This window comes from Marichromatium gracile, from assembly GCF_004343155.1.
In the GTDB taxonomy this organism is placed as follows: domain Bacteria; phylum Pseudomonadota; class Gammaproteobacteria; order Chromatiales; family Chromatiaceae; genus Marichromatium; species Marichromatium gracile.
Genome location: NZ_SMDC01000007.1, coordinates 116,218 through 139,380 on the forward strand (window position 1 = coordinate 116,218; position 23,163 = coordinate 139,380).

Sequence of the window (23,163 nt, forward strand, 5' to 3'; positions counted from 1 at the left end):
ACCCGGACGACGCCTTGCGGCGTCGCCCGGCCCGTCTTACTCGATCTCGACCGGGATCTTGCCGATGCGCGCGCGCCACTCGGCCGGGCCGCTCTGATGCACCGCGCCGCCGCGGCTGTCGACGGCGACCGTGACCGGCATGTCCTCGACCTCGAACTCGCGGATTGCCTCCATCCCCAGGTCCTCGAAGGCGACCAGGCGCGAGGACTTGATCGCCTTGGCCACCAGATAGGCGGCGCCACCGACGGCCATCAGATAGACCGCGCCGTGTCGCGCGATCGACTCCACCGCCGCCGGGCCGCGCTCGGCCTTGCCGACCATGCCGATCAGCCCGGTCTCGGCGAGCATCTGCTCGGTGAACTTGTCCATGCGGGTGGAGGTGGTGGGACCGGCCGGGCCGACCACCTCCTCACCGACCGGATCGACCGGGCCGACGTAGTAGATGAAGCGGTTGGTGAGGTCGACCCCCTCGGGCAGCGACTCGCCGCGCGCGAGCATCTCGGTGATGCGCTTGTGCGCGGCATCGCGCCCGGTCAGCAGCTTGCCCGAGAGCAGCAGGCGCTCGCCCGGCTGCCACTCGGCGATCTGCTCGCGGGTGAGGGTGTCGAGATCGACCCGACGCGCGCCGGCGGCACCGTCCCACTCCAGTGCCGGCCAGTCCTCCAGGCGCGGCGGCTCGAGCCTGGCCGGGCCGTTGCCGTCGAGGGTGAACTCGACGTGCCGGGTGGCTGCGCAGTTGGGGATCATCGCCACCGGCAGGGAGGCTGCGTGGGTGGGGTAGGTGTGGATCTTGACGTCGAGTACGGTCGCCAGTCCGCCGAGCCCCTGGGCGCCGATGCCGAGCGCGTTGACCTTCTCCATCAGCTCCAGACGCAGCGCCTCGATCTCGTCCTCGGCGCCGCGCTGTTGCAGCTCGTGGATGTCGATCGGCTCCATCAGCGCCTCCTTGGCCATCAGCATCGCCTGCTCGGCCGAGCCGCCGACACCGATGCCAAGCATCCCCGGCGGGCACCAGCCGGCGCCCATGGTCGGCACCGTCTTCAGCACCCAGTCGACCAGGCTGTCGCTGGGGTTGAGGATGGCGAACTTGGACTTGTTCTCCGAGCCGCCGCCCTTGGCGGCGATCTTCACCTCGAGGCTGTCGCCCGGCACCAGCTCCATGTGCACGATCGCCGGGGTGTTGTCGCGGGTGTTCTTGCGCGCCCCGATCGGCGGCGTGACCATCGAGGCGCGCAGCGGGTTGTCGGGGTGGGTGTAGGCGCGGCGCACGCCCTCGTCGACCATCGCCTGCACGCTCTTGTCGGTCTCCCAGCGCACCTCCATGCCGACCTTGAGGAAGACCACCACCATGCCGGTGTCCTGGCAGATCGGGCGCCGGCCCTCGGCGCACATCCGCGAGTTGACGAGGATCTGCGCCATGGCGTCCTTGGCCGCCGGCGATTCCTCGGCCTCGTAGGCCGCAGTCAGGGCGCGGATGTAGTCCTGCGGGTGGTAGTAGGAGATGAACTGAAGGGCATCGGCGATGCTCTCGACGAAGTCAGACTCGCGAATGGTGGTCATCGTCTCTCGTGGCTGTTTGGCTGTGGGGGAGGGGCTCGCCGTCATCGATGGCGCGCCCCGTGTTGCAGTGGTCGCCATCGCCGGCGGCCGGTCTGTTCGCGCCAGTATATCAATCGGGTTTGACGTGCCGCCTCGCGCGCGCCCGCGCGTTCATTACATGGACGAAGGGTCAGAAACCCTCGATCGTCATTTTTTTCAAAAAAGGGGTTGCGCGATCTGGGGAGGGTCTGTAGTATACATGGCTCACGACGACAGGCGCATAGCTCAGTTGGTTAGAGCACCACCTTGACATGGTGGGGGTCGTTGGTTCGAGTCCAATTGCGCCTACCAAACACCGGGCCGTCAGTCTCCAAACGTCAGTATGCCCCACTACGGTGGCGACGACCAAGGAGGCTGGCGGCTTTTTTTCATGTGATCCCTCGTATCGATCACCACTGAACACCCAAGGTCCGCGCATGCCTCAGATTACCCTTCCCGACGGCTCGACGCGTCAGTTCGACGCGCCGGTCAGTGTTCACGATGTTGCCGCATCCATCGGTCCCGGTCTCGCCAAGGCGGCGCTCGCCGGTCGCGTCGATGGCGAGCTGGTCGACACCTCCTATCGCATCGATCGCGATGTCGAACTCGCCATCGTCACCAGCAAGGACGAGGAGACCGCCCTCGAGCTGATCCGTCACGATGCCGCGCACGTGATGGCCCAGGCCGTCCAGGAGCTCTACCCCGGCACCCAGGTCACCATCGGCCCGGCGATCGAGAACGGCTTCTACTACGACTTCGCCCGCGACGAGCCCTTCACCCCCGACGACCTCGAGCGGATCGAGGCGCGGATGCACGAGATCGTCAAGCGCAACCTGCCGATCGTGCGCGAGGAGCTGTCGCGCGAGGAGGCCAAGCGGGTCTTCGCCGAGCTCGGCGAGCACTACAAGGTCGAGATCATCGACGCCATCCCCGAAGGCGAGACCATCACCCTCTATCGCCAGGGTGACTGGTTCGACGTCTGTCGCGGGCCGCACCTGCCGAGCACCGGCAAGCTCGGCAACGGCTTCAAGCTGACCAAGCTCGCCGGCGCCTACTGGCGTGGTGATGCGGCCAACGCCATGCTGCAGCGCATCTACGGCACCGCCTGGCGCGACAAGAAGGAACTCAAGGCCTATCTGCGTCGTCTGGAAGAGGCCGAGAAGCGCGATCATCGCAAGCTCGGCAAGCAGCTCGATCTCTTCCACTTCCAGGACGAGGCCCCGGGCATGGCCTTCTGGCACGCCAAGGGCCGGGTGGTCTACCGCCTCGCCGAGCAGTACATGCGCGAGAAGCTGGAAGAGTACGGCTATCAGGAGGTCGAGACCCCGCAGGTGCTCGACCGCTCGTTGTGGGAGCGCTCCGGGCACTGGGAGAAGTTCGCCGAGAGCATGTTCACCACCCAGCTCGACGATCGCGACTTCGCGATCAAGCCGATGAACTGCCCCGGCCACATCCAGCTCTACAACCAGGGGCTGAAGAGCTATCGCGACCTGCCGCTGCGCATGGCCGAGTTCGGCGTGGTTCATCGCAACGAGCCCTCCGGTACCCTCCACGGGCTGATGCGCGCGCGTCGCTTCACCCAGGACGACGCCCACGTCTTCTGCACCGAGGAGCAGCTCCAGCCCGAGGTCGCCACCCTCATCGACATGGTCTTCGAGACCTATCGCGATTTCGGCTTCGACAACATCGAGCTGGCGCTCTCGCTGCGCCCCGAGAAGCGGGTCGGCAGCGACGAACTCTGGGACAAGGCCGAGGCGGCGCTCAAGCACTCGCTCGACGCCAAGGGGCTTGAGTATCGCGTACAGCCGGGCGAGGGCGCCTTCTACGGTCCCAAGATCGAGTTCACCCTGCACGACAGCATCGGTCGGGCCTGGCAATGCGGTACCATCCAGGTCGATTTCTCGATGCCGGGGCGGCTCGGCGCGCACTACATCGCCGAGGACAATAGCAAGCAGACCCCGGTGATGATCCACCGCGCGGTGCTCGGTTCGGTCGAGCGTTTTATCGGTATCCTCATCGAACACTACGCCGGCCTGCTGCCGCTGTGGCTCGCTCCGGTGCAGGTGGTAGTGCTCAATATCACCGATCGCCAGGCCGACTATGTCGCTGAGATCGCTAAGACCTTGCGTGCAAAGGGCTTGCGTGTTGAGACCGACTTGAGAAACGAGAAGATCGGCTTTAAAATCCGCGAGCACACCCTGCAGAGGGTGCCCTATCTGCTCGTCATCGGTGACCGCGAGGTGGAAACCCGCTCCGTCGCCGTGCGTGACCGCAAGGGCCAAGATCTCGGAACGCTCGAGCTCGACGCCTTTGTCGAGCGTGTAGGCGAGGAGATGACAAACCGAATCGCCTAACCCGGTCGGGCTGCGCGGACGACGATCGACGTTGCCTGATGCCCGATCGATCGTGATCTGTGCTTTTGGAGGAACCTGCTATCGCTGCACCAAAGAGAAACCGCGTCAACAAGGAAATCAACGTACAGGAGGTACGTCTGATCGGCGCGGACGGTAACCAGGTCGGCGTCGTCAGTACGCGAGAGGCTCTCACCCTCGCCCAGGAAGCGTCGCTCGATCTGGTCGAGATCGTTCCTAATGCCGATCCGCCGGTGTGTCGGCTCATGGACTTCGGTCGTTTTCTCTTCGATCAGAAGAAAAAGAAGAACGAAGCCAAGAAGAAGCAAAAGCAGGTTCAGGTCAAGGAAGTCAAGTTCCGTCCTGGAACGGATCAGGGAGACTATCAGGTCAAACTACGCAACCTGACGCGTTTCCTGCAGGAAGGGGACAAGGCCAAGGTCACCATGCGTTTTCGTGGTCGCGAGCATGCTCACCGTGAACTCGGGCTCGAGCTGCTGCGGCGCGTGGAGAGCGACCTGGCCGAGATCAGTACCGTCGAGCAGCAGCCGCAGATGGAAGGGCGGCAGATGGTGATGGTGCTGGGTCCCAAGAAGAAATAGCGACACCGAACGGATCGTCGATCCTCTTCCCCGAAGAGCACGCCCCGGCGTGGCCGCCGCCCGACCGTCGTCGACACGACGGTCGGGCGATGTGGCGTCGTCGGTTCGTTGCCGTCGCTGTAAAAACAAAAGATCAGCAAATAGCGGAGTATCGAATGCCCAAGCTGAAATCCAACCGCGGAGCCGCGAAGCGCTTCAAGCGCACCGCATCCGGTTCGGTCAAGTGCAACGCCTCCCACCGGCGTCACATCCTGACCAAGAAGAGCACCAAGCGTAAGCGTCAGCTGCGTGCGCCGCAGCGCATCCACAAGTCGGATGTGCGTGCAGCGCTGCGCATGATCCCTTACTGCTAACCCGCTGATTCCAACCGGAGACTCCACATGCCACGAGTGAAACGCGGTGTTACCGCTCGCGCCCGCCACAAGAAGGTTCTGAACGAGGCCAAGGGTTATTACGGTGCCCGCCGCAAGGTCTATCGCGTCGCCAAGCAGGCCGTCATCAAGGCCGGCCAGTACGCCTATCGCGACCGTCGCCAGAAAAAGCGTCAGTTCCGCGCCCTGTGGATCGCCCGTATCAACGCCGCTGCGCGTGCCAACGGTCTGTCCTACAGCCGCCTGATCGCCGGTCTGAAGATGGCCGGCGTCGAGGTCGACCGCAAGGTGCTGGCCGACATCGCCTACCACGACAGCGTCGCCTTCGCCGCGCTCGCCGCTCAGGCGAAGGAAGCGCTGGCTTGAGGCGCGCGGCGTGGTCCGCCTCGGCTGACCACGCCGGTGACGGCGGTCGGTATGGGCGCGTGACGAGCGTCTGCCTGCAACACCTTCCCAGGGATCGGGTCGCTCGACAACGCCAGGGGTGCGTCGCCGAGATCGCGACCCGCCCCGCGCTCGCCGCCATCCCGCCTGCGTAGCCGCCGAACGGAAGAGGGAAAGGCCCCGGTCTTTCCCTCTTTTTGCGTCATGGGGCTGGCAGGCCGTTCAACAGACACCCCTGTCGGAAGATCCAGGTATGGCAGAAGAAATCGGACTCGATATCGACACCCTCTGCGAGACGGCGCTCGCGGCCATCGCCGCCGCCCCCGATCTCGCCACGCTCGATCAGGCGCGGGTGCGCTATCTGGGCAAGAGCGGCGAGCTGACCGCGTTGCTGAAACGGCTCGGCACCCTGCCGCCGGCCGAGCGTCCCGTCGCCGGGCAGCGCATCAACCAGGCCAAGGGCCAGGTCCAGAGCGCGCTCGACGCACGTCGCGAGACGCTGGAACAGGCCGCACTCGAGGCCCGCCTCGCCGCCGAGCGCATCGACGTCACCCTCCCCGGACGCGGCACCCCCGCCGGCGGTCTGCACCCGGTCACCCGCGCGCTGCGCCGCATCGAGCGGCTGTTTGCCGACGCCGGCTTCGCCGTCGAGCAGGGCCCCGAGGTCGAGGACGCCTATCACAACTTCGAGGCGCTCAACATCCCCGCGCATCATCCCGCCCGGGCGATGCACGACACCTTCTATTTCAACGCCGAGCTGCTGCTGCGCACCCACACCTCGCCGGTGCAGGTGCGGGTGATGGAGGAGCAGGCGCCGCCGCTCAAGCTCATCGCCCCGGGGCGCGTCTATCGCTGCGACTCGGACCTGACCCACACCCCGATGTTCCATCAGGTCGAGGGTCTGGTGGTCGACGAGCAGATGAGCTTCGCCGACCTCAAGGGTGTGCTCTACGACTTCCTGCGCAACTTCTTCGAGCGCGATCTGGAGCTGCGTTTCCGCCCCTCCTACTTCCCCTTCACCGAGCCCTCCGCCGAGGTCGACATCCAGTGCGTGATGTGCGGCGGCGACGGTTGCCGGGTGTGCAAACACACCGGCTGGCTCGAGGTCTTGGGCTGCGGCATGGTCTACCCCGAGGTGTTCCGCCACGTCGGTATCGACCCCGACCGCCACCAGGGTTACGCCTTCGGCATGGGCGTGGAGCGACTGGCGATGCTGCGCTACGGCATCGACGACCTCCGACTCTTCTTCGACAACGATCTGCGCTTCCTGCGACAGTTCGCCTGAGGCGCGCTGGACCGCGCCGTGCGCCTGAGCCCAGGCGCGCGGCGCGCTCCGCTCGGGACGGCACCCGCGGGTGCCACGGAAAGCGCCGAGCCGCTCGGCCTTTCGCCAACATCTTCATCGAGGCCCCGGCACCGACGCGCGCCGGGACCGAAGCACAGGAAAGCGGGACATGCGATTCAGCGAGGCATGGCTGCGGGAGTGGGTCAACCCGCCGGTCGATACTCAGACTCTGGCCGATCAGCTCAGCATGGCAGGACTGGAGGTGGACGCGGTGGAGCCCGCCGCGGCCGCCTTCAGCGGCGTCGTGGTCGGTCTGGTGCAGGCGCTCGAACAGCACCCGGACGCCCAGAAGCTGCGCGTCTGCACCGTCGACGTCGGTGGTGACGCGCCGCTGCAGATCATCTGCGGTGCGGCCAACGTCGCCGCCGGCATGCGCGTGCCGGTGGCCACCATCGGCGCGCGGCTGCCGGGTGACTTCAAGATCAAGAAGGCCAAGCTGCGCGGCGTGCAGTCCTTCGGCATGATCTGCTCGGCGAGCGAACTCGGCCTCGCCGAGTCCTCCGAGGGCATCCTGCCGCTGCCCGAGGACGCGCCCATCGGCACCGACTTCCGCGCCTGGCTGGGGCTCGACGATCACTGCATCGAGGTCGACCTGACCCCGGACCGCGGCGACTGCCTGAGCATCGCCGGGCTCGCCCGCGAGGTCGGGGTGATCAACCGCGCCGCGCTCACCCGCCCCGATTTCGCCCCGGTCGCGCCCGCCTGCGACGACCGCATCGAGGTCCGCCTGCTCGCCGAAGAGGCCTGTCCGCGCTATCTCTGCCGCGTGGTGCGCGGCATCGATCCCGCTGCCGCCACGCCGATGTGGATGCAAGAGCGGCTGCGCCGCAGCGGCGTGCGCGCCATCTCCCCGGTGGTCGACGTCACCAACTACGTGCTGCTCGAACTCGGCCAGCCGCTGCACGGCTTCGATCTCGCTCGCGTCGAGGGCGAGATCCAGGTGCGCATGGCCGCCCCCGGCGAGCGCCTCGTGCTGCTCGACGACAGCGAGATCGAGCTACGCGCCGACACCCTGGTGATCGCCGACGCCAGCCGTCCGCTGGCCGTCGCCGGCATCATGGGCGGGGCCGGCTCCGGCGTCGGCGCGGACACCCGCGACGTGCTCCTCGAGAGCGCCTTCTTCTCGCCGCTGGCCGTCAGCGGCAAGGCGCGCAGCTACGGTCTGCACACCGACTCCTCGCACCGCTTCGAGCGCGGCGTCGACCCCGAGCTGCAGCGCCAGGCGATCGAACGCGCCACCGCGCTGCTGCTGGAGATCGCCGGCGGCACCCCCGGCCCGGTGGTCGAGGCGGTGGCCGAGTCGGCGCTGCCGCAACGCGCCGCGCTCACCCTGCGCGAGGCGCGGGTGGGGCAGGTGCTCGGCGTCGTGCTGGAGCGCGAGACCATCGTCGACATCCTCGAGCGTCTCGGCATGACGCTCGAGACGGTCGAGGGTGGCTGGCGCGTCACCCCGCCGAGCGCGCGTTTCGACCTGCTCCACGAGGTCGACCTGATCGCCGACATCGGGCGTATCTACGGCTACGACAACATCCCGGTGCGCCAGGCCACCACCAACAGCGCCATGCGTCCGGTGCCCGAGGGCGCCTTCGAGACCGATCGCGCGCGACTCGCGCTGGTCGATCGCGGCTATCACGAGGTCATCACCTACAGCTTCGTCGGCCCCGAGCTGCAGGCGCGCATCGACCCCGAGCGCGAGCCGCTGAAGCTCGCCAACCCGATCAGCAGCGAACTCTCCTGCATGCGCACCAGCCTGTGGCCGGGTCTGCTGCAGTGCGCCCGCCACAACCAGGCGCGCCAGCAGGCGCGGGTGCGCATCTTCGAGAGCGGGCTGCGCTTCATCCCCGAGTCCGAGGGACTGGCCCAGCGCGAGGCCATCGGTGGCCTCAGTCTCGGCGCGGTGGCGCCCGAGCAGTGGGGGCAGGGTGAGCGCGCCGCCGACTTCTTCGACCTCAAGGCCGACGTCGAGGCGCTGCTCGCGCTCACCGGCGCGCCCGAGCGCTTCGCCTTCGTCGCCGCCGCGCATCCGGCGCTGCACCCAGGGCAGAGCGCGCGCATCGACTGCGACGGCGCGCCGATCGGCTGGATCGGCATGCTCCACCCGGCGCTCGCCGCCGAACTCGACCTCGACGGCAACGCCTTCCTCTTCGAGCTTGAGCTGGCCCCGCTGGATCTTGGCGTCGCGCCGCGCTTCAGTCCGATCTCGCGCTTCCCCAGCATCCGCCGCGATCTCGCCATCGTGGTCGATGCCGAGGTCGACTTCGCCGCCGTCGCCGCCTGCGCCCGCGCCGCCGGCTCCGAGCTGCTGCGCGACCTGGTGCTGTTCGACGTCTATGCCGGCGACAACATCGAGAAAGGACGAAAAAGTCTGGCTTTGGGATTGATTTTACAGGCTTCTTCTCAGACACTTACCGAAGAAGTGATCGACGACGCAGTGGGCCGCATCCTGGCCCGGTTGACGTCCGAACTTGACGCACGATTGAGGGATTGACGGTATGGCTTTGACCAAAGCCGACATGGCTGAACATCTGTTCGACGAACTGGGGCTCAACAAGCGCGAGGCCAAGGACATCGTCGAGATGTTCTTCGAGGAGATCCGTACCGCGCTCGAGCGCGGCGAACAGGTCAAGCTGTCCGGGTTCGGCAATTTCGATCTGCGCGAGAAGAAGGAGCGACCCGGCCGCAACCCCAAGACCGGGGAAGAGATCCCGATCACCGCGCGTCGCGTCGTCACCTTCCGTCCAGGCCAAAAGCTCAAATCGCGGGTGGAAGCCTATGCCGGAAACGAAAGGTAGCGTCGGCAGCCAGGGGGAGGGCGAACTCCCGCCCATCCCCGGCAAGCGCTATTTCACCATCGGTGAGGTCAGCGAGCTGTGCGGCGTCAAGCCGCACGTGCTGCGCTACTGGGAGCAGGAATTCCCCCAGCTCAAACCGGTGAAACGGCGCGGCAACCGCCGCTACTATCAGCGCCACGACGTGCTGATGGTGCGCCAGATCCGCAACCTGCTCTACGACCAGGGTTTCACCATCGGTGGCGCCCGTCAGCAGCTCAGCGGCGAGGGCGCGCGCAACGACCTCAACCAGACGCACCAACTGCTCCGGCAGATGCGTCTGGAACTCGAAGAGATCCTTCAGGTCCTGAGGCGTTGACAAGAGACCGCTAGCCCGATATTATATCGGTCTCTTCACGGGGCGTAGCGCAGCCTGGTAGCGCACCTGAATGGGGTTCAGGTGGTCGGAGGTTCAAATCCTCTCGCCCCGACCAAAATAGAAAAAAGCGGCTCTGCTTTGGCAGGGCCGCTTTTTTTGTGTCTGTAATTCCTGCGCTTGTGGTTTGTCTCCCTGATCGGCCGGAGGCTGCGTTAACATCTGTCGCGTGTCCATACGCTCAGGAGTTGATTCCGGTGTCGGAAATTCCGCTTTCGAAGACGCTTGCCTGCCTGCGCCAAGAGTTGCGCGCCGCTCAGCAAGAGGCCGAGCAGTCGGGTGATGTCTGGTTCCTCGTCGAAGAACTCGAGCTGGAGCTGCAGGTCGTCGTCTCACAACAGGGGGATGGCAAGGTCGGCTTTTCTCTGCTCGGCTTTGAGGCTGGTGGCGGCGGTGGGGCAAGCAAAGAAACCGTTCAAAAGATTCGCTTGAAACTCGGGCCGCGAGGGGCGGACAAGGAAAAGCGTTTGTTCACGAGCGATGAAGGAGAGATGTAAAGGCTTGACTCGGACGCATGACAGACCGGATGAGGCAGGGAAAGCCTCAATGTGACGGCTGCTCGTGACAAGCCTTGGAGACGGTTAGCATGGATGTTCGGTATTTCGTGAGGATTGAGGTTCCGACGTTTCGCAATGGGACGGAAGATGGTGGCGGCACCTACGGTGCCACCGGAACCGGCTATCCCGTGGGCCGGGACTTGATTCTGACGGCTCTGCATGTAGTGAAGAGAAAAAATCGGGACGACCGCTATCCCATCAGGATCCGCTGGGTTTGTTTCCCTGAATTTGGCGAAGGTGGCCGTGTCGAGTTGGATTCAAACGATGCGGTAGCCATTGCATATCCAGCCAAGAATGAGGCAGAGCAAAACGACGACGGTATTGCCTTGTTGCGCTGCCCGAGCCGTCCCCCCGAAGTGAAAGTGCCTTCCTGGGCTTGGTCTCGTATCCCACTGGATGATAAATCTTATCGAAGCATCGGGTATCCTTCAGCGACTGAGTTGAAAGTCCCTGATACGAATGCTCCAAAGCCAACGCAGAATGTCTTCAAAGGCGAGATCCGCGTCAGCGCAGAGCGGTGTTTTGAAATCACGGATCCGAGCGATCCAAAGACCGCTGAGGGCTGGCAAGGTGCCTCTGGGATGCCGATCTTTGTTGGCGATAAGATCGTCGGTGTCTTGAGTGCCTGCCTCAGTCAAGTTAACGCAAAGGGTCACGCCATCCCGATCGCGCCGTTGCTGAATGATCCAGCTTTCAAAGCGCTGTTTGAAGATGAATCACTATTTGATGAGCATTGGAATGGTCAGCGTGAAAAGACGCGTGATGAGGTGGCGAGAATTCTGCGTGGATCTCCGATGCTGCTTGAGCAGATGCTCCATGAGCTTGATCGGCTGCCCAGCTCGGCAAGCAATGATCAGCATCCAGCGCGGATTGCCTCTCGTTTGCTTGGGATCGATGAGCGCGAGCGATCCGATGGTGATGTCGGCAAGTCGGCGAAAGATGCCTTTGCTAACTTTAATAAGTTGATTACGTCGGTCTACCATGCGCTCAGACGCGAGCAAAGAGACCCTGGTAGATCCAGGGCCGCCGAGGATGCGCTTGACGCACTGCTCGCCGTTACGCTCTACAGCATGCCCGTGCTCTACGATCCTCACCAAGCGAGATCGGCCTACGTGTCGGCGACACGGGCCGAGCTTGTCGAACTACCGGCTGCGCTCTATGCGGTGGCAGAGCTTATGATCGCCACGGCGGAGGGGCGTAAGGCTGCTTTTCAACGCCTATCTGATCCTAATGAAAGAGACGTGCGTGGACTGGCGTGTTTGAGTATCCATGTGCCCGAATTGGGAATCGACGCGACGCAGGAGAAATACTGCGAGCGGATGGATATGCACCTCGGACGCAAAGTGATGTCTTCCGAGCTGTTCGAAAAAGCGATGTATTCCGAGCCGTTCGAAAAGGATGAGTTTTTGAAAGATTGCCACCAATTTTTAAAGCACTTCTACCCGAAAGGACGGCCAATCAGGGGGCAGACTAAGGAAGATCGTCACGCTGATGAGTGCCGTGGAATCAACCATAATCTCGGTCAGTGGAGCGATCTCAATAGAGAGACTCACAAGCTTTACACCGTTTTTCGCCCAGACGGCCCGCAGGAATATAAGGAGATGTATGAGACCGCCAAGATTCTGGAAAGCCGTTACTCTAATCTGCGGATTATCTTTCTGACCGCCTATAGCGATAGCGGCCAGCGCGGGAACCACGCATGGGATGACGAGGCCGAAAGGCTGGACGCCCTGATCAAACTTCTTCCCCTGCGCACTGTTTCAAAAAGAGATGTTTGACCCATGATGCCTCTGGACCTCAAAGAAGGAAGCCAAGTTACGTTGCCGGCCGAGGCTGCAGGGGAACAGGAGCGTGTCCATGTCTTCAGCCAATGGGAGGTCGATGCCGTCAATGCCGCCTTGGGTGCCGGTCGGCCTTTGCTGGTGCGGGGGGAGCCTGGAATCGGCAAGACACAGCTCGCCGAAGCGGTTGCTGCTCAATCCGGGCGCGTTCTGCTGCCGTTTGCGGTAGATGCTCGTAGTGAGTCTCGCGATCTGCTCTGGCACCTGGATACCGTTCAGCGTTTGGCCGACGCGCAGTTGCTTGGTGCCGCACGTGAGCTGCTGCCCGTATCCCGAAGTCAGGACGAAAACAAACAGACGACTCAGGGCGAGCCCTGCCGTCACGATCGCATTGATGAGCTGTTGGGTGGCCTGCGCGAGATATTGGCACTGGAGAACTATCTGCGTCCTGGCCCTCTCTGGTGGGCCTTCGACTGGGAAAACGCCCGTATCCAGGCCGAAAAAGTCCACGTTGCACCGCCGAGTCTCAGCAAGCCGACCGCTGGCTGTTTGGTTCTGATCGACGAGATCGATAAGGCTGAAAGTGATTTTCCGAACGGCCTCCTTGAGGCCTTGGGCAGCCGACGGTTCACGCCCTGGGGGCGAGTCAACGCCGTGACGGCGCAAGATGAGCCGCCGCTGGTGATCATCACGACCAATGAAGAGCGCGCCTTGCCCGATGCCTTCGTCCGTCGCTGCCTGGTGCTGCACCTGACCTTGCCCGATCATCCCAACGGCTTGATCCAGCACTTGGTCGAGCGTGGACAGGCCCACTTCCCGGACGCGGATGAGTCTGTGCTGCGCCAGGCGGCCGCCATGCTCGTCGAGGATCGCAGTCACGCCGACGCCAATCAGTGGTTCCCGTTGCCCGGTCAGGCGGAGTATCTGGACTTGCTACGCGCTGTCATGGCCTTGAAGAACACTCCCGAGGCACAGTGCGCTTGCCTGGTCGAGCTTCGTCGCTACGTCTTGATGAAGCACCCAGAGGCGGCGCGTGCCGCGCCGGATCCGAGCACGCGGAGCAGCAATGATGAAGCGGCGCTCGCCTCCGACTGAAAACTCCGCGTGCTCTGGCGCTGAGCCCGCTGATATTCCACGCCTTCGTCTCGGGGCACAGTGCTCCCGAGCCGATCTGCTCTTGGCCCTGGCGCGCGATGCGGAGCAGGGCGCGGCGATGGCGCGGTTGCTGGGCTATGATCGGCGCCCGGACGAGCCAGCGAACGCCGTGTTATCGGGCGCGGAGAAGGTTAAGTCATTCACATTCACCGCGTCCTCGGACAGTCGTTCCGCCTTGCCCGAAATCGCCGCAACGGCACGGCAGCCCGCATCCTATTGGTTGCCGGTACAGCTCACTCCGCGTCTCGAACGCGAGCGACTTCCCGTGGTCGAGAGCCCAGTGCCACGAGCCCCACGGACAGATAAGCCCCCGATTGCCCCCCTCCTGGCCCCCTGGCGTGAGCTACGCACCCGGCTTCAGCCGCGACTTCGGCAGGGCCGAGAGGGCAGGGAGGTGGATGTGGAGCGGTTGGTCAAGTGTCTGAGTCAAGCACATCACATCGAGCGCATCCCCAGACGCATGCAGCCCTGTCGGCGACCGGTGTTGCTGATCCTGGCCGACCGGAGCGAGCATTTGGTGCCTTACTGGAGAGATCAGGAAGCACTCATCGAGCAGCTGGCGCATGAGGCGCCTCATAACAGCCTGCGACTGGCTCCGGTCCATGAAACGCGCGATCCGCCTCGGGTGGATGAGCCCGGGGCCGCGTCCGCGTTGCCGTCAGGCAGTCTCGTCCTGTTGCTCGGGGATCTCGGGTGTCTGCGCGGACGGGATCGCATGCGTGAGCGCCAATGGCTGGCCTATGCCCGCCACCTGCGGCAGGCGGGCGTCACCCCGCTGGCATTGTTGCCCTGTGCGCCCCGGCGCTGTCCGGCTACCCTCAGACAGGCTTGGAAGGCCCTGCCGTGGGAGCAACCGCGAGCGAAGACGACACCTGCCTCATCGTCTCCGTCAACATCGCCGCTGGAGCAGTTGCTGCCGCTTCTTGCGGCGGCGATTCGGCTCGAACCCGGCTTCGTGCGTGCGGCGCGGTATCTGCTTCCCGAGGGGCGTCGCGACGCCGGGCTGGAGTCCGACGTTTGGCAGCATCCGCACATCTGCAGTACGCACAGCGATGCGGCCAGTTGGGATCCGACGCAGCTTAATCGCTGGCGTGCCCGGTTCGATGTCCTCGACCCGCCGACCCGCGAGCGCCTGCTGACGTTGCAAAAGACCTGGCGCATGCACCTTCCCGGCGAGATCTGGTTCGAGGAGCTGCTGAGTCTGCCGCCCTCAACCAGACAGCTTGAGGCAGTACGTGCGGACGCCTCTCTGGCCGAGCACTTCTATATCCAGCTCAGTGCCGAAGCGCGCTCGGAGGATGCGGCGGCGCTCTCGAAGGGAGCGCCGAGCTGGTATCAGCGCAGCCGTCGTCGCCTCAGTGACCACGCCTATAACGGTCAGGTTGGGCAAGCACTGCATCAGCTCACGGCCCATTGGGATCCGGAAGATCCAGAGTACCGAGACAAGCCGGGTTACGACCCACGGTATGGTCGTTCCAATCCGCAAGAGGAGTGGCGCTGTGCCGTTCGCCAGATCGGGCCGCATCTGAATGTTTCGCGGGAGCGTGTGGCGGTTTCTTCGGGCAGTCCTTTGGGCGAGCTACACACCGGCAACGGCGAGATCAAGGTCGAGCGGTACGACAAGCGACCGCTCGGGTTTTGGGAAAACGGTGCCCCCCCTCCGCCCTGGGCCACCGACTGGGGCTGGGACGTCTACGGTGCCTGGGTGGAATTCGCGATCGAGGACAAGACCGGTCAGCCGGTCACCCAGCGCATGCGCTGGATCGAGCCGGGGCGCTTTTGGATGGGGTCGCCGGTGGGCGAGCCAGAGCGCCGCAACAATGAAGGACCGCGGCATGAGGTGACGATTCAGGAGGGCTTCTGGCTGTTCGAGACCGCTTGTACCCAAGCCCTGTGGGAGGCGGTGACGGGCGAGAATCCGAGCCGTTTCCAAGGTCCGGAGCGTCCGGTGGAGCAGGTGAGCTGGAATCAGGTTCAAGGCTTCATCGAGACGATCAATGCCCGCCTGCCGGGACTGGCGTTGAGCCTGCCGAGCGAGGCGCAGTGGGAGTATGCGTGTCGGGCGGGGAGCGATACGGCCTTCAGTTTCGGCGAGACCATCACCCCCGAGCAGGTCAACTACGCTGGCAATCATCAGGGGACCGTCCCGGTCAAGGCATTGCCTCCAAACGGTTGGGGGCTCTACCAGATGCACGGCAATGTTGACGAATGGGTGCAGGACGCTTGGCACAGCACTTACAAAGGTGCGCCTAAAGACGGCTCGGCCTGGGAGTCCGCCGAATCCGGCGCGCTGCGGGTGATCCGCGGGGGCGGCTGGAGCAGCGCTGCGCGGTTCTGTCGTTCCGCCTACCGCGACAGGGACAGGCCCGACGACCGCAGCAGCAACCTTGGCTTCCGGTGCGCCCGAGTTCAGGTCCGTGAGTCAGGCACGCCGGAGGCAGAGCGAGTGGAGCTGGCGCGACCCGGCCCGCGGAGCGGATCAGGCCGGGGCGAGATGGCTCCGTCTCGCGCAGCCGGGCAGGGGCACGTCAAACCGCAATTGTTGCGACTCGACATCGCCGCTTCGGACTCGGCTGAACTGCCGGATGCGTCGGGGCTGGAGATCCGCTCCGATCGCGAGGTCCTGCGCTTGCAGCGCTGCGCCAAGCCAGCCTGGGCCAGCGCCATGGGGCGCGATCGCTTTGGTCTCTGGGCCGAGATCCCGATCGAGCCGGTATCACCCAATAAAGCGCCGCAAGCAGTTCCCGAGAACGTGTCGAAGCCCGTCATCCAGCGTCTTCGCTGGATTCCGCCCGGTCGCTTCCTGATGGGCTCGCCGGAGGACGAACCGGGGCGTTGGGGCACCGAGGGGCCTCAACATTCAGTGACCGTCGGTCAGGGCTTCTGGCTGTTCGACACCCCCTGTACCCAGGCGCTATGGGTGGCCCTGGGTTTGGAGAATCCGAGCCGCTTTCAGGACCCGGCGCTGCCGGTGGAGCAGGTGAGTTGGGACGAGGTTCAGCAGGAGTTTTTACCGGCGCTGAACGAGCGCATTCCGGGCTTCATCTTGCCGAGCGAGGCGCAATGGGAGTATGCCTGTCGGGCGGGGAGCGATACGGCCTTCAGCTTTGGCGAGACCATCACCCCGGAGCAGGCCAATTACGGTCGCAGCCAGAAGGAGACCATCCCGGTTAAGGCGCTGGCCCCAAACGGTTGGGGCCTCTACCAGATGCATGGCAATGTTGACGAATGGGTGCAGGACGCTTGGCACGGCACTTACGAAGGTGCGCCTAAAGATGGTTCGGCTTGGGAGTCCGCTGAACCCGGCGCGAGTCGGGTGATCCGCGGGGGCTCCTGGGACGTCACTGCGGGGAGCTGTCGTTCCGCCTTCCGCCTCAGGTACGGGCCCGGCCGCCGCTACAACAACCTTGGCTTCCGGTGCGCCCGAGTTCAGGTCTTGTGAGCCAGGCGAGGATTAGGAAGAGCGGAGCGAGGGGGCGCGGCCTGGACCGGCCCGCGGAGCGGATCAGGCCGGGCCTGGCCGCGCCTCCTCGCGCAGCGATGGCCAGGGATGGCCTGCTCCGACAACAGACGCCCGGTGTGCGCGCCCGCTCGCTAACCGGAGGCATCTTGTATGCAACTGCGTTTCTTTACCATCCCGATCCACGGGGGTGAGGCGACCGCCGAGGCGCTGAACCGCTTTCTGGCCGCCCAGCGGATCCTGTCCGTCGAGCGCCACCTGATCCAGGACGGCGGCGCGAGCGCCTGGGCCCTCTGCATTGCCTACGAACCGGCCGGCGAGGGCGCTCGACCACCGACCACCCGGCGCGGCAAGGTTGATGATTGCGGGGTCTTGCGCGATCCCCGGCACCGACCACGGTTGACGCGATGCCGCAACCCAATGGCCCCCGGTGTGCCGGTAGCCGGCGCAGTTGCCCGGCGAAGGCTCGCCGGTGGGTCGATCCGATCTCGATCGTCAACGCTGAAAGGGGCCGTCGAGCCGCGTCGAGTCCCATGACGGTAAAGGGGTTCAAGGTGTTGTCCGCGAGGCGGTCGTCATTCGTCGGGTGGTGGGGCGCGCGCGGCAGCTCATTTTTGCTTCGTCGTGCCGGCGTGGCTCCGGCTGGCGAAATCAGGTGACAGGGTTCAGATGACCAGCGTCCTCTCAATCGATCCGTCCTTGCATCCGCTGATCAACGGCTGCCCGCCCGCGTGGGCGAGCGAGTGGGGCGAGGACCGTTACGGCGTCTTCGTCGCCTTCACCCTGGATGCGGTCACGCAGCGGCTGCGGTGGATTCCGCCGGGGCGGTTCCGGATGGGCTCGCTGGAGGAAGAGACCCAGGGGTTAGCCGAGGATGATGCGGAGCGCGTTTTGTTCGAGCAGGAGCATCCACGGCATGCGGTCATCATCTCGCGCGGCTTCTGGCTGTTCGATACACCCTGCACCCAGGCGTTGTGGGAGGCGGTGATGGACGAGAACCCCAGCCGCTTCAAGAGCCCGGATCGCCCCGTCGAGCAGGTGAGCTGGGACGATGTACAGACCTTCATCGACCGGATCAATGCGCGGATTCCCAACCTCGGGCTGAGTCTCCCGACCGAGGCCCAGTGGGAGCATGCCTGTCGGGCCGGCACCGAGACCGCGCTCTACACCGGCCCTATCGAGATCCTTGGCGAGAACAATGCCCCGGCGCTGGATCCGATTGCCTGGTACGGCGGCAACAGCGGCGTCGATTTCGAGCTGGAAGAGGGCAATGACTCCTCGTCCTGGCCCAGTATGCAGCATCCGAATCCCCGCTCTGGCACCCATCCGGTAGGCAAGAAGCAGCCGAACCCCTGGGGTTTGTACGACATGCTCGGCAATGTCTGGGAGTTGTGTGCCGATGGTCTACGTCATTATGAGCCGACTATGGCGGTCGATCCTGAAGGTCCGACCAAGATCGGCGCGGAGCGGGTGAGCCGCGGGGGCTCCTGGGGCGGCGAAGCGCGGAGCTGTCGTTCCGCCTTCCGCGTCAGGGGCGGGCCCGGCGGCCGCGGCAGCTACCTTGGCTTCCGTTGCGCCCGAGTTCAGGCTTCGTGAGTCGAGCAGGTTAGAGGATGGATGAGCGGAGCGCGTGAGCCCGTCAGGAGCCGGCCCGCGGAGCGGATCAGGCCGGATTCTGACGGGCTCGTCGCGTGGAGCGAAGGCCAGGGATGGCCTCGTCGGCTCTGCGTTTCTGTGGCTGAGCCGCGGTTTTTTCGTCGGGTGCCGAGTGGTCCAGTTCGAGACCTGACATCCTTCCTACCCCCTCGGTATGATCCCACCAAATCCTTTCTCCCAAGAGTGTTGCGATGTCCCTGAAGAATGGTGTTCTGCTCGATCTTGCGACGATCGATCGGGACGATCTCGATCTCTCCGCGCTGGCGGAGGTGTGCGGGGGGTGGCGGCGTCATGCCTATACCGAGCCCGCCGAGGTGGCGGCGCGGATCGCCGATGCCGAGGTGGTGGTGACCAACAAGGTGGCGCTCGACCGGCAGGCGTTGAGCGGGGCGCGGTCGCTGCGGCTGGTGTGCGTGGCCGCCACCGGCACCAACAATGTCGATCTGGAGGCGGCACGCGAGCTGGGCATCGCCGTGGCCAATGTCGCCGGTTACGCGACGCCCTCGGTGGTGCAGCACGTCTTCTCGCTGATCCTCGCGCTGACCACCCGGCTGCCCGAGTATCAGCGCGCGATCGACGCCGGGGCCTGGCAGCGTCACGACAGCTTCTGCGTGATGGACTACCCGATCCGCGAACTCGCCGGGCGCACCCTGGGGATCGTCGGGCTCGGTGATCTCGGCGGCGGGGTGGCGCGGGTGGCCGAGGCCTTCGGCATGAAGGTGCTGGTCGCGCAGCGTCCGGGTGGGGCGCTGCGTGTCGGGCGGCTGATGCTGGAGGCCTTGCTGCCGCGGGTCGACGTGCTCAGTCTGCACTGTCCGCTCACCGAGTCGACGCGCGGGCTGATCGGCGCGCGCGAGCTGGGGTTGATGCGTCGCGACGCGTTGCTGATCAACACCGCCCGGGGCGGTATCGTCGACGAGCAGGCGCTGGCCGACGCGCTGCGCGCCGGCGCCATCGGCGGCGCCGGGGTCGACGTGCTGAGCGCCGAGCCGCCGCGCGCGGGCAATCCGCTGCTCGACCCCTCGATCCCCAACCTGATCGTCACCCCGCACATCGCCTGGGCCAGTCGCGAGGCGCGCCAGCGCATGGTCGACGAGATCGCCGCCAACATCTCCGCCTTCCTCGCCGGCACGTCGCGCAACCGCGTCGCCTGAGTCCTCCCGCGTGCGTCGTCTCGCCCTTGCCCCCGGGGCGGGGGCGGCGCGCTCGTCCCGTCGCCCGTCGCGCGCTCAGATGCTGAACGCGCTCCCCGTCTCGCTCAGCGCGCGCTCGATCACCCGTCGGGTGAGGTGCGGGGCGAAGCACTCGATGAAGGCATGGACGTAACCGCGCAGCCAGGCCTTGTGACGGAGACCGATGCGGGTGAGGCTGGTGTCGAACAGATGGCTGGCGTCGGCCACGCCGAGACCGTGATCGGTCTCGGGGTCGTGCGCCATGCGCGCGATCAGCCCGATGCCGAGCCCGGTGCGCACATAGGTCTTGATGACGTCGGCGTCGAGCGCGGTGAGGACGATGCGCGGCTCCAGCGCGCGGGCGCGGAAGGCGCGGTTGATCAGCCCGCGTCCGGTGAAGGCGCTGTCGTAGGTCACCAGCGGCCAGCGCGCGATCGCCTCCAGCGACAGCGGCGAGGTGTCGAGGATGGGGTGGCCGAGCGGGGCGATGACGCAGCGGTTCCACTCGTAGCAGGGCAGGCTCACCAGCTCGGGGGTCTCGGCGACGGCCTCGGTGGCGATCACCAGGTCGGCCTCGCCGGCGACCACCAGCTCGCAACCCCGGGTGGGGCTGACCTGGCGCAGCGACAGGCGGACATCGGGATAGCGCGCCATGAAGGCGTGGATGACCGGCGGCAGCACGTAGCGTGCCTGGGTGTGGGTGGTGGCGATGGTGAGGCTGCCGGCGCTCTCGCTGCTGTACTCGGCGCCGACTTGGCGCAGGTTGTCGAGTTCGCCGAGCAGGCGCGCGGCAATCGCCAGCACGTGCCGGCCCGGCTCGGTGACCGCCACCAGCCGCTTGCCCTGGCGGCGAAAGATCTCGATGCCCAACTCCTGTTCGAGCTGGCGGATCTGTTTGGAGACGCCGGGCTGGGAGGTGAAGAGCGCCTCGGCGGCGGCCGAGATGCTCAACCCCTGGCGGGCGACCTCGTGCACGTAGCGCAGTTGTTGCAGGTTCATCGGGGCTTCAAATAACTAAAAGGAATATCAAGATAACGATAAATTCCTTTTTTGTCTTATGGGCGCTCGCTAGCATCGCCGCCATCGATATCCCCAGCGAGCATCCCGATGACCGAACAGACCCCCGCTGCCCCACTCGACCCGCGACGACGGGTCGAGCACTTCCGTGACCTCACCCGTGACTATCTCGATGGCCGTCTCAGCGAGGAGGCCTTCCGCCCGCTGCGGCTGATGCACGGGCTCTATCGTCTGCGCGAGACCACCATGCTGCGCGTGGCGGTGCGCGATGGCCGGCTCGACGCCGCGCAGTTGCGCGCCCTGGCGCGCATCGCCCACCGCCGCGGGCTGGGCGGCGTCCGTCTCACCACCCGGCAGAACCTCCAGTTCAGCGGCCCGGCGATCGCCGAGGTGCCGGAGATCCTCGCCGAGCTGGCCGAGGTCGGGCTGTCGAGCTTCATGACCTCGGGCGGCTGCGTGCGCGGCATCACCCTCGACCCGCTGGCCGGCGTCGCCTGCGACGAGCTGGAGGACCCGCGCCCGTGGCGCGCGTTGCTCGATCGCTGGCGCGAGACCCTGCCGCTCGCCTCGCGTCTGCCCGGCAAGTTCAAGATCGCGATCAATGGCGCGCGTGAGGACCGGGTGGCGCTGGCCGCGCACGACCTCGGGCTCGATCTGGTGCGCGACGCGCGCGGCGAGCTGGGCTTTCGCGTGCTGGTCGGCGGCGGGCTGGGGCGCGATGCGCGACTCGCCGAAGAACTCACCGGGTTCCTCCACTGGCCGCACCTGCTCACCTATAGCGAGGCGGTGCTGCGGGTCCATGCCCGCGACGGTGGCGGCGCGCGGCTGCGCACCCTGGTGCGACGCATCGGCATGGCGGCCTTCGCCGACCGGGTGGCGCGCGAGTGGGCGGGGTTGTGCGACGGCCCGGGGACCCTCGACCGGGAGCAGGTCGCCGCGGCGGCGCGCCGCTTCGCCGTCGCGCCCGTTACCGCCGAGGCGCCGGCGCAGCCCGTCGCGACCACCGGCCCGGCCGACTATCGCCACTGGGTGGCGACCAATGTGCGCGCCCAGCGCGATCCCGAGCGCGCCATCGTCACCCTCTCGACCAAGGGGCGCGACGTGCTGCCCGGCTGGTTGTCGGCGGCGCAGCTCGAATGGCTCGCCGGGGTGGTCGAGACGGCGAGCGACGACGAGGCGCGGCTGACCGGCGCGCAGCAGCTGGTGCTGCCCCGGGTGCGGCGTGCGCGGCTGTTCGAGCTCTGGGCCGAGGCGCGCGCCCAGGGGTTGGCCGAGGCCAATGTCGGGCTGTTGACCGATCTCGTCGCCTGCCCGGGGATTCGCGAGTGCGATCTGGCGCACGGCGATCCGCAGTCGATCGCCGCGGCGATTCGCGACCGTTTCCAGGATCGCGCGGCGCTGCGCGACATCGGCCCGCTGACGCTGCGGATCTCGGGCTGCCCCAATGCCTGCGTCCACCACAACCTCGCCGACATCGGCATCCGCGGGCTGCGCAAGCAAGGCGGGGCGCGCTATCAGGTGTTGATCGGCGGGCATGGCGGACGCGGGGCGCGGCTCGGCGAGCCGCTGGGCGCCTCGTTCGCGGCCGCCGAGGTGCCCGAGGTGATCGACACCCTGCTCGGCGTCCATCTCCAGTGGCGCCTGCCCGGCGAGCCCTTCGCCGGCACCGTGCGCCGGGTCGGCACCGCGCCCTTCCGCGCGGCGCTGGAGCTGCGCGCCGCCGCGGCGCCGCGGGAGGTGGCCCATGGCTGATCGTCGCGCCCCGACACCAGAACAGCTGGCCGCCCGCGAGCGCGAGCTGGTCGAGCGCCTGCGCGCCTCGTGTCGCGCGTACTCGCCGATCGTCTTCGCCACCAGCCTGAGCGTCGAGGACATGGTGCTGACCGAGGTCATCTGCCGCGAGCGTCTGCCCATCGGCCTGTTCACCCTCGATACCGGGCGGCTGCCGACCGAGACCCTGGCGCTGATCGAGCGGGTCGAGCGTCACTACGACATCCGCATCACGCGTTATGCGCCGCGCCCCGAGGCGGTCGCCGACTATGCTCGCGAGTACGGCATCGACGGCTTCTACGACTCGATCGCCGCGCGCCGGGCGTGCTGCCGGGTGCGCAAGCTCGAACCCCTGGGGCGGGCGCTGGCCGGACAGGCGGCCTGGATCACCGGTCTGCGCGCGGCGCAGTCGGTCACCCGCGTCGGTCTGGCGCCGCGCGCCTGGGACGCCGAGCACGGGCTGGAGAAGCTCAGTCCGCTGATCGACTGGAGCGAGGGCGAGGTGTGGGCCTTCATCCGCGCCCATCAGGTGCCCTACAACCCGCTCCACGACCAAGGCTATCCGAGCATCGGGTGCGCCCCCTGCACCCGCGCCATCACCGTCGGCGAGGACATCCGCGCCGGACGCTGGTGGTGGGAGCAGCCCGAGACCCGCGAGTGCGGGCTGCACCGCCGCGCCGAGCACGACGCGCCGTCGCCTTGATCGACGCCATCCCGAGCACGTCCCGGCCGTTGGTCGGGGCGGGCCCCATCGTATCGA

Annotated in this window: 19 protein-coding genes and 2 tRNA genes; 19 read left to right on the forward strand and 2 right to left on the reverse strand. The window is 66.2% G+C overall.

Annotated features, from left to right (window positions below):
* Window positions 1-36 precede the first annotated feature (36 nt).
* Window positions 37-1,560 (reverse strand): fumarate hydratase, encoded by a 1,524-nt coding sequence (locus tag EDC29_RS11400; protein ID WP_132229911.1) that lies wholly within the window; start codon window positions 1,558-1,560, stop codon window positions 37-39.
* Window positions 1,561-1,813: 253 nt separating this feature from the next.
* On the opposite strand from EDC29_RS11400, the gene EDC29_RS11405 reads away from it, so the two are divergent.
* From EDC29_RS11405 to EDC29_RS11490, 17 genes are all read left to right on the forward strand, one after another.
* A tRNA-Val gene (locus EDC29_RS11405) sits at window positions 1,814-1,890 on the forward strand.
* Window positions 1,891-2,015: 125 nt separating this feature from the next.
* Window positions 2,016-3,932, forward strand: a complete 1,917-nt coding sequence (gene thrS, locus EDC29_RS11410; protein ID WP_123140305.1) for a threonine--tRNA ligase — start codon at window positions 2,016-2,018, stop codon at window positions 3,930-3,932.
* A gap of 65 nt (window positions 3,933-3,997) precedes the next feature.
* Entirely contained in the window at window positions 3,998-4,531 is a 534-nt protein-coding gene (infC, locus tag EDC29_RS11415; RefSeq protein ID WP_123140427.1) for a translation initiation factor IF-3, read from the forward strand.
* A gap of 155 nt (window positions 4,532-4,686) precedes the next feature.
* Entirely contained in the window at window positions 4,687-4,884 is a 198-nt protein-coding gene (gene rpmI, locus EDC29_RS11420; protein WP_005220599.1) for a 50S ribosomal protein L35, read from the forward strand.
* Between the two features lie 27 nt (window positions 4,885-4,911).
* Window positions 4,912-5,268, forward strand: a complete 357-nt coding sequence (gene rplT / locus EDC29_RS11425) for a 50S ribosomal protein L20 (RefSeq protein ID WP_005220602.1) — start codon at window positions 4,912-4,914, stop codon at window positions 5,266-5,268.
* A gap of 271 nt (window positions 5,269-5,539) precedes the next feature.
* A complete protein-coding gene (gene pheS / locus EDC29_RS11430) occupies window positions 5,540-6,571 on the forward strand; it encodes a phenylalanine--tRNA ligase subunit alpha (protein WP_005220604.1) in 1,032 nt (343 codons plus the stop codon).
* Between the two features lie 169 nt (window positions 6,572-6,740).
* Window positions 6,741-9,119 carry a phenylalanine--tRNA ligase subunit beta gene (gene pheT / locus EDC29_RS11435; protein WP_132229913.1) on the forward strand — a complete coding sequence of 793 codons (2,379 nt, stop codon included), beginning with the start codon at window positions 6,741-6,743 and terminating at the stop codon, window positions 9,117-9,119.
* Window positions 9,120-9,123: 4 nt separating this feature from the next.
* Window positions 9,124-9,423, forward strand: coding sequence for an integration host factor subunit alpha (gene ihfA / locus EDC29_RS11440; protein ID WP_005220608.1), 300 nt, complete (start codon window positions 9,124-9,126; stop codon window positions 9,421-9,423).
* Window positions 9,404-9,778, forward strand: coding sequence for a MerR family transcriptional regulator (locus EDC29_RS11445; RefSeq protein WP_005220610.1), 375 nt, complete (start codon window positions 9,404-9,406; stop codon window positions 9,776-9,778). The genes ihfA and EDC29_RS11445 overlap by 20 nt, the downstream gene beginning before the upstream one ends.
* A gap of 38 nt (window positions 9,779-9,816) precedes the next feature.
* A tRNA-Pro gene (locus tag EDC29_RS11450) sits at window positions 9,817-9,893 on the forward strand.
* A 139-nt stretch (window positions 9,894-10,032) separates the two neighbouring features.
* A complete protein-coding gene (locus EDC29_RS11455) occupies window positions 10,033-10,332 on the forward strand; it encodes a trypco2 family protein (protein ID WP_132229915.1) in 300 nt (99 codons plus the stop codon).
* A gap of 89 nt (window positions 10,333-10,421) precedes the next feature.
* On the forward strand, window positions 10,422-12,170 hold the full coding sequence (locus EDC29_RS11460; RefSeq protein WP_132229917.1) for a trypsin-like serine peptidase: 1,749 nt from the start codon (window positions 10,422-10,424) through the stop codon (window positions 12,168-12,170).
* 3 nt (window positions 12,171-12,173) lie between these two features.
* Window positions 12,174-13,268, forward strand: a complete 1,095-nt coding sequence (locus tag EDC29_RS11465; protein WP_132229919.1) for an AAA family ATPase — start codon at window positions 12,174-12,176, stop codon at window positions 13,266-13,268.
* Between the two features lie 541 nt (window positions 13,269-13,809).
* Entirely contained in the window at window positions 13,810-16,770 is a 2,961-nt protein-coding gene (locus EDC29_RS17505) for a formylglycine-generating enzyme family protein (RefSeq protein WP_243695645.1), read from the forward strand.
* Window positions 16,771-16,941: 171 nt separating this feature from the next.
* The gene (locus EDC29_RS11480) at window positions 16,942-17,325 is read left to right on the forward strand and encodes a hypothetical protein (protein ID WP_132229921.1); all 384 of its coding nucleotides are present in this window, start codon (window positions 16,942-16,944) and stop codon (window positions 17,323-17,325) included.
* 132 nt (window positions 17,326-17,457) lie between these two features.
* Window positions 17,458-18,384 carry a formylglycine-generating enzyme family protein gene (locus EDC29_RS11485; RefSeq protein WP_132229923.1) on the forward strand — a complete coding sequence of 309 codons (927 nt, stop codon included), beginning with the start codon at window positions 17,458-17,460 and terminating at the stop codon, window positions 18,382-18,384.
* A gap of 251 nt (window positions 18,385-18,635) precedes the next feature.
* Window positions 18,636-19,598, forward strand: coding sequence for a 2-hydroxyacid dehydrogenase (locus EDC29_RS11490; protein ID WP_132229925.1), 963 nt, complete (start codon window positions 18,636-18,638; stop codon window positions 19,596-19,598).
* Between the two features lie 75 nt (window positions 19,599-19,673).
* Here EDC29_RS11490 and EDC29_RS11495 read toward each other — a convergent pair whose 3' ends face one another.
* Entirely contained in the window at window positions 19,674-20,615 is a 942-nt protein-coding gene (locus EDC29_RS11495) for a CysB family HTH-type transcriptional regulator (protein WP_132229927.1), read from the reverse strand.
* 108 nt (window positions 20,616-20,723) lie between these two features.
* Between EDC29_RS11495 and EDC29_RS11500 the strand changes: the two genes are divergently transcribed.
* Window positions 20,724-22,385 carry a nitrite/sulfite reductase gene (locus EDC29_RS11500; protein ID WP_132229929.1) on the forward strand — a complete coding sequence of 554 codons (1,662 nt, stop codon included), beginning with the start codon at window positions 20,724-20,726 and terminating at the stop codon, window positions 22,383-22,385.
* Window positions 22,378-23,106, forward strand: a complete 729-nt coding sequence (locus EDC29_RS11505) for a phosphoadenylyl-sulfate reductase (protein ID WP_132229931.1) — start codon at window positions 22,378-22,380, stop codon at window positions 23,104-23,106. Before EDC29_RS11500 ends, EDC29_RS11505 begins: the two co-directional genes overlap by 8 nt.
* The last annotated feature ends 57 nt before the right edge of the window (window positions 23,107-23,163 follow it).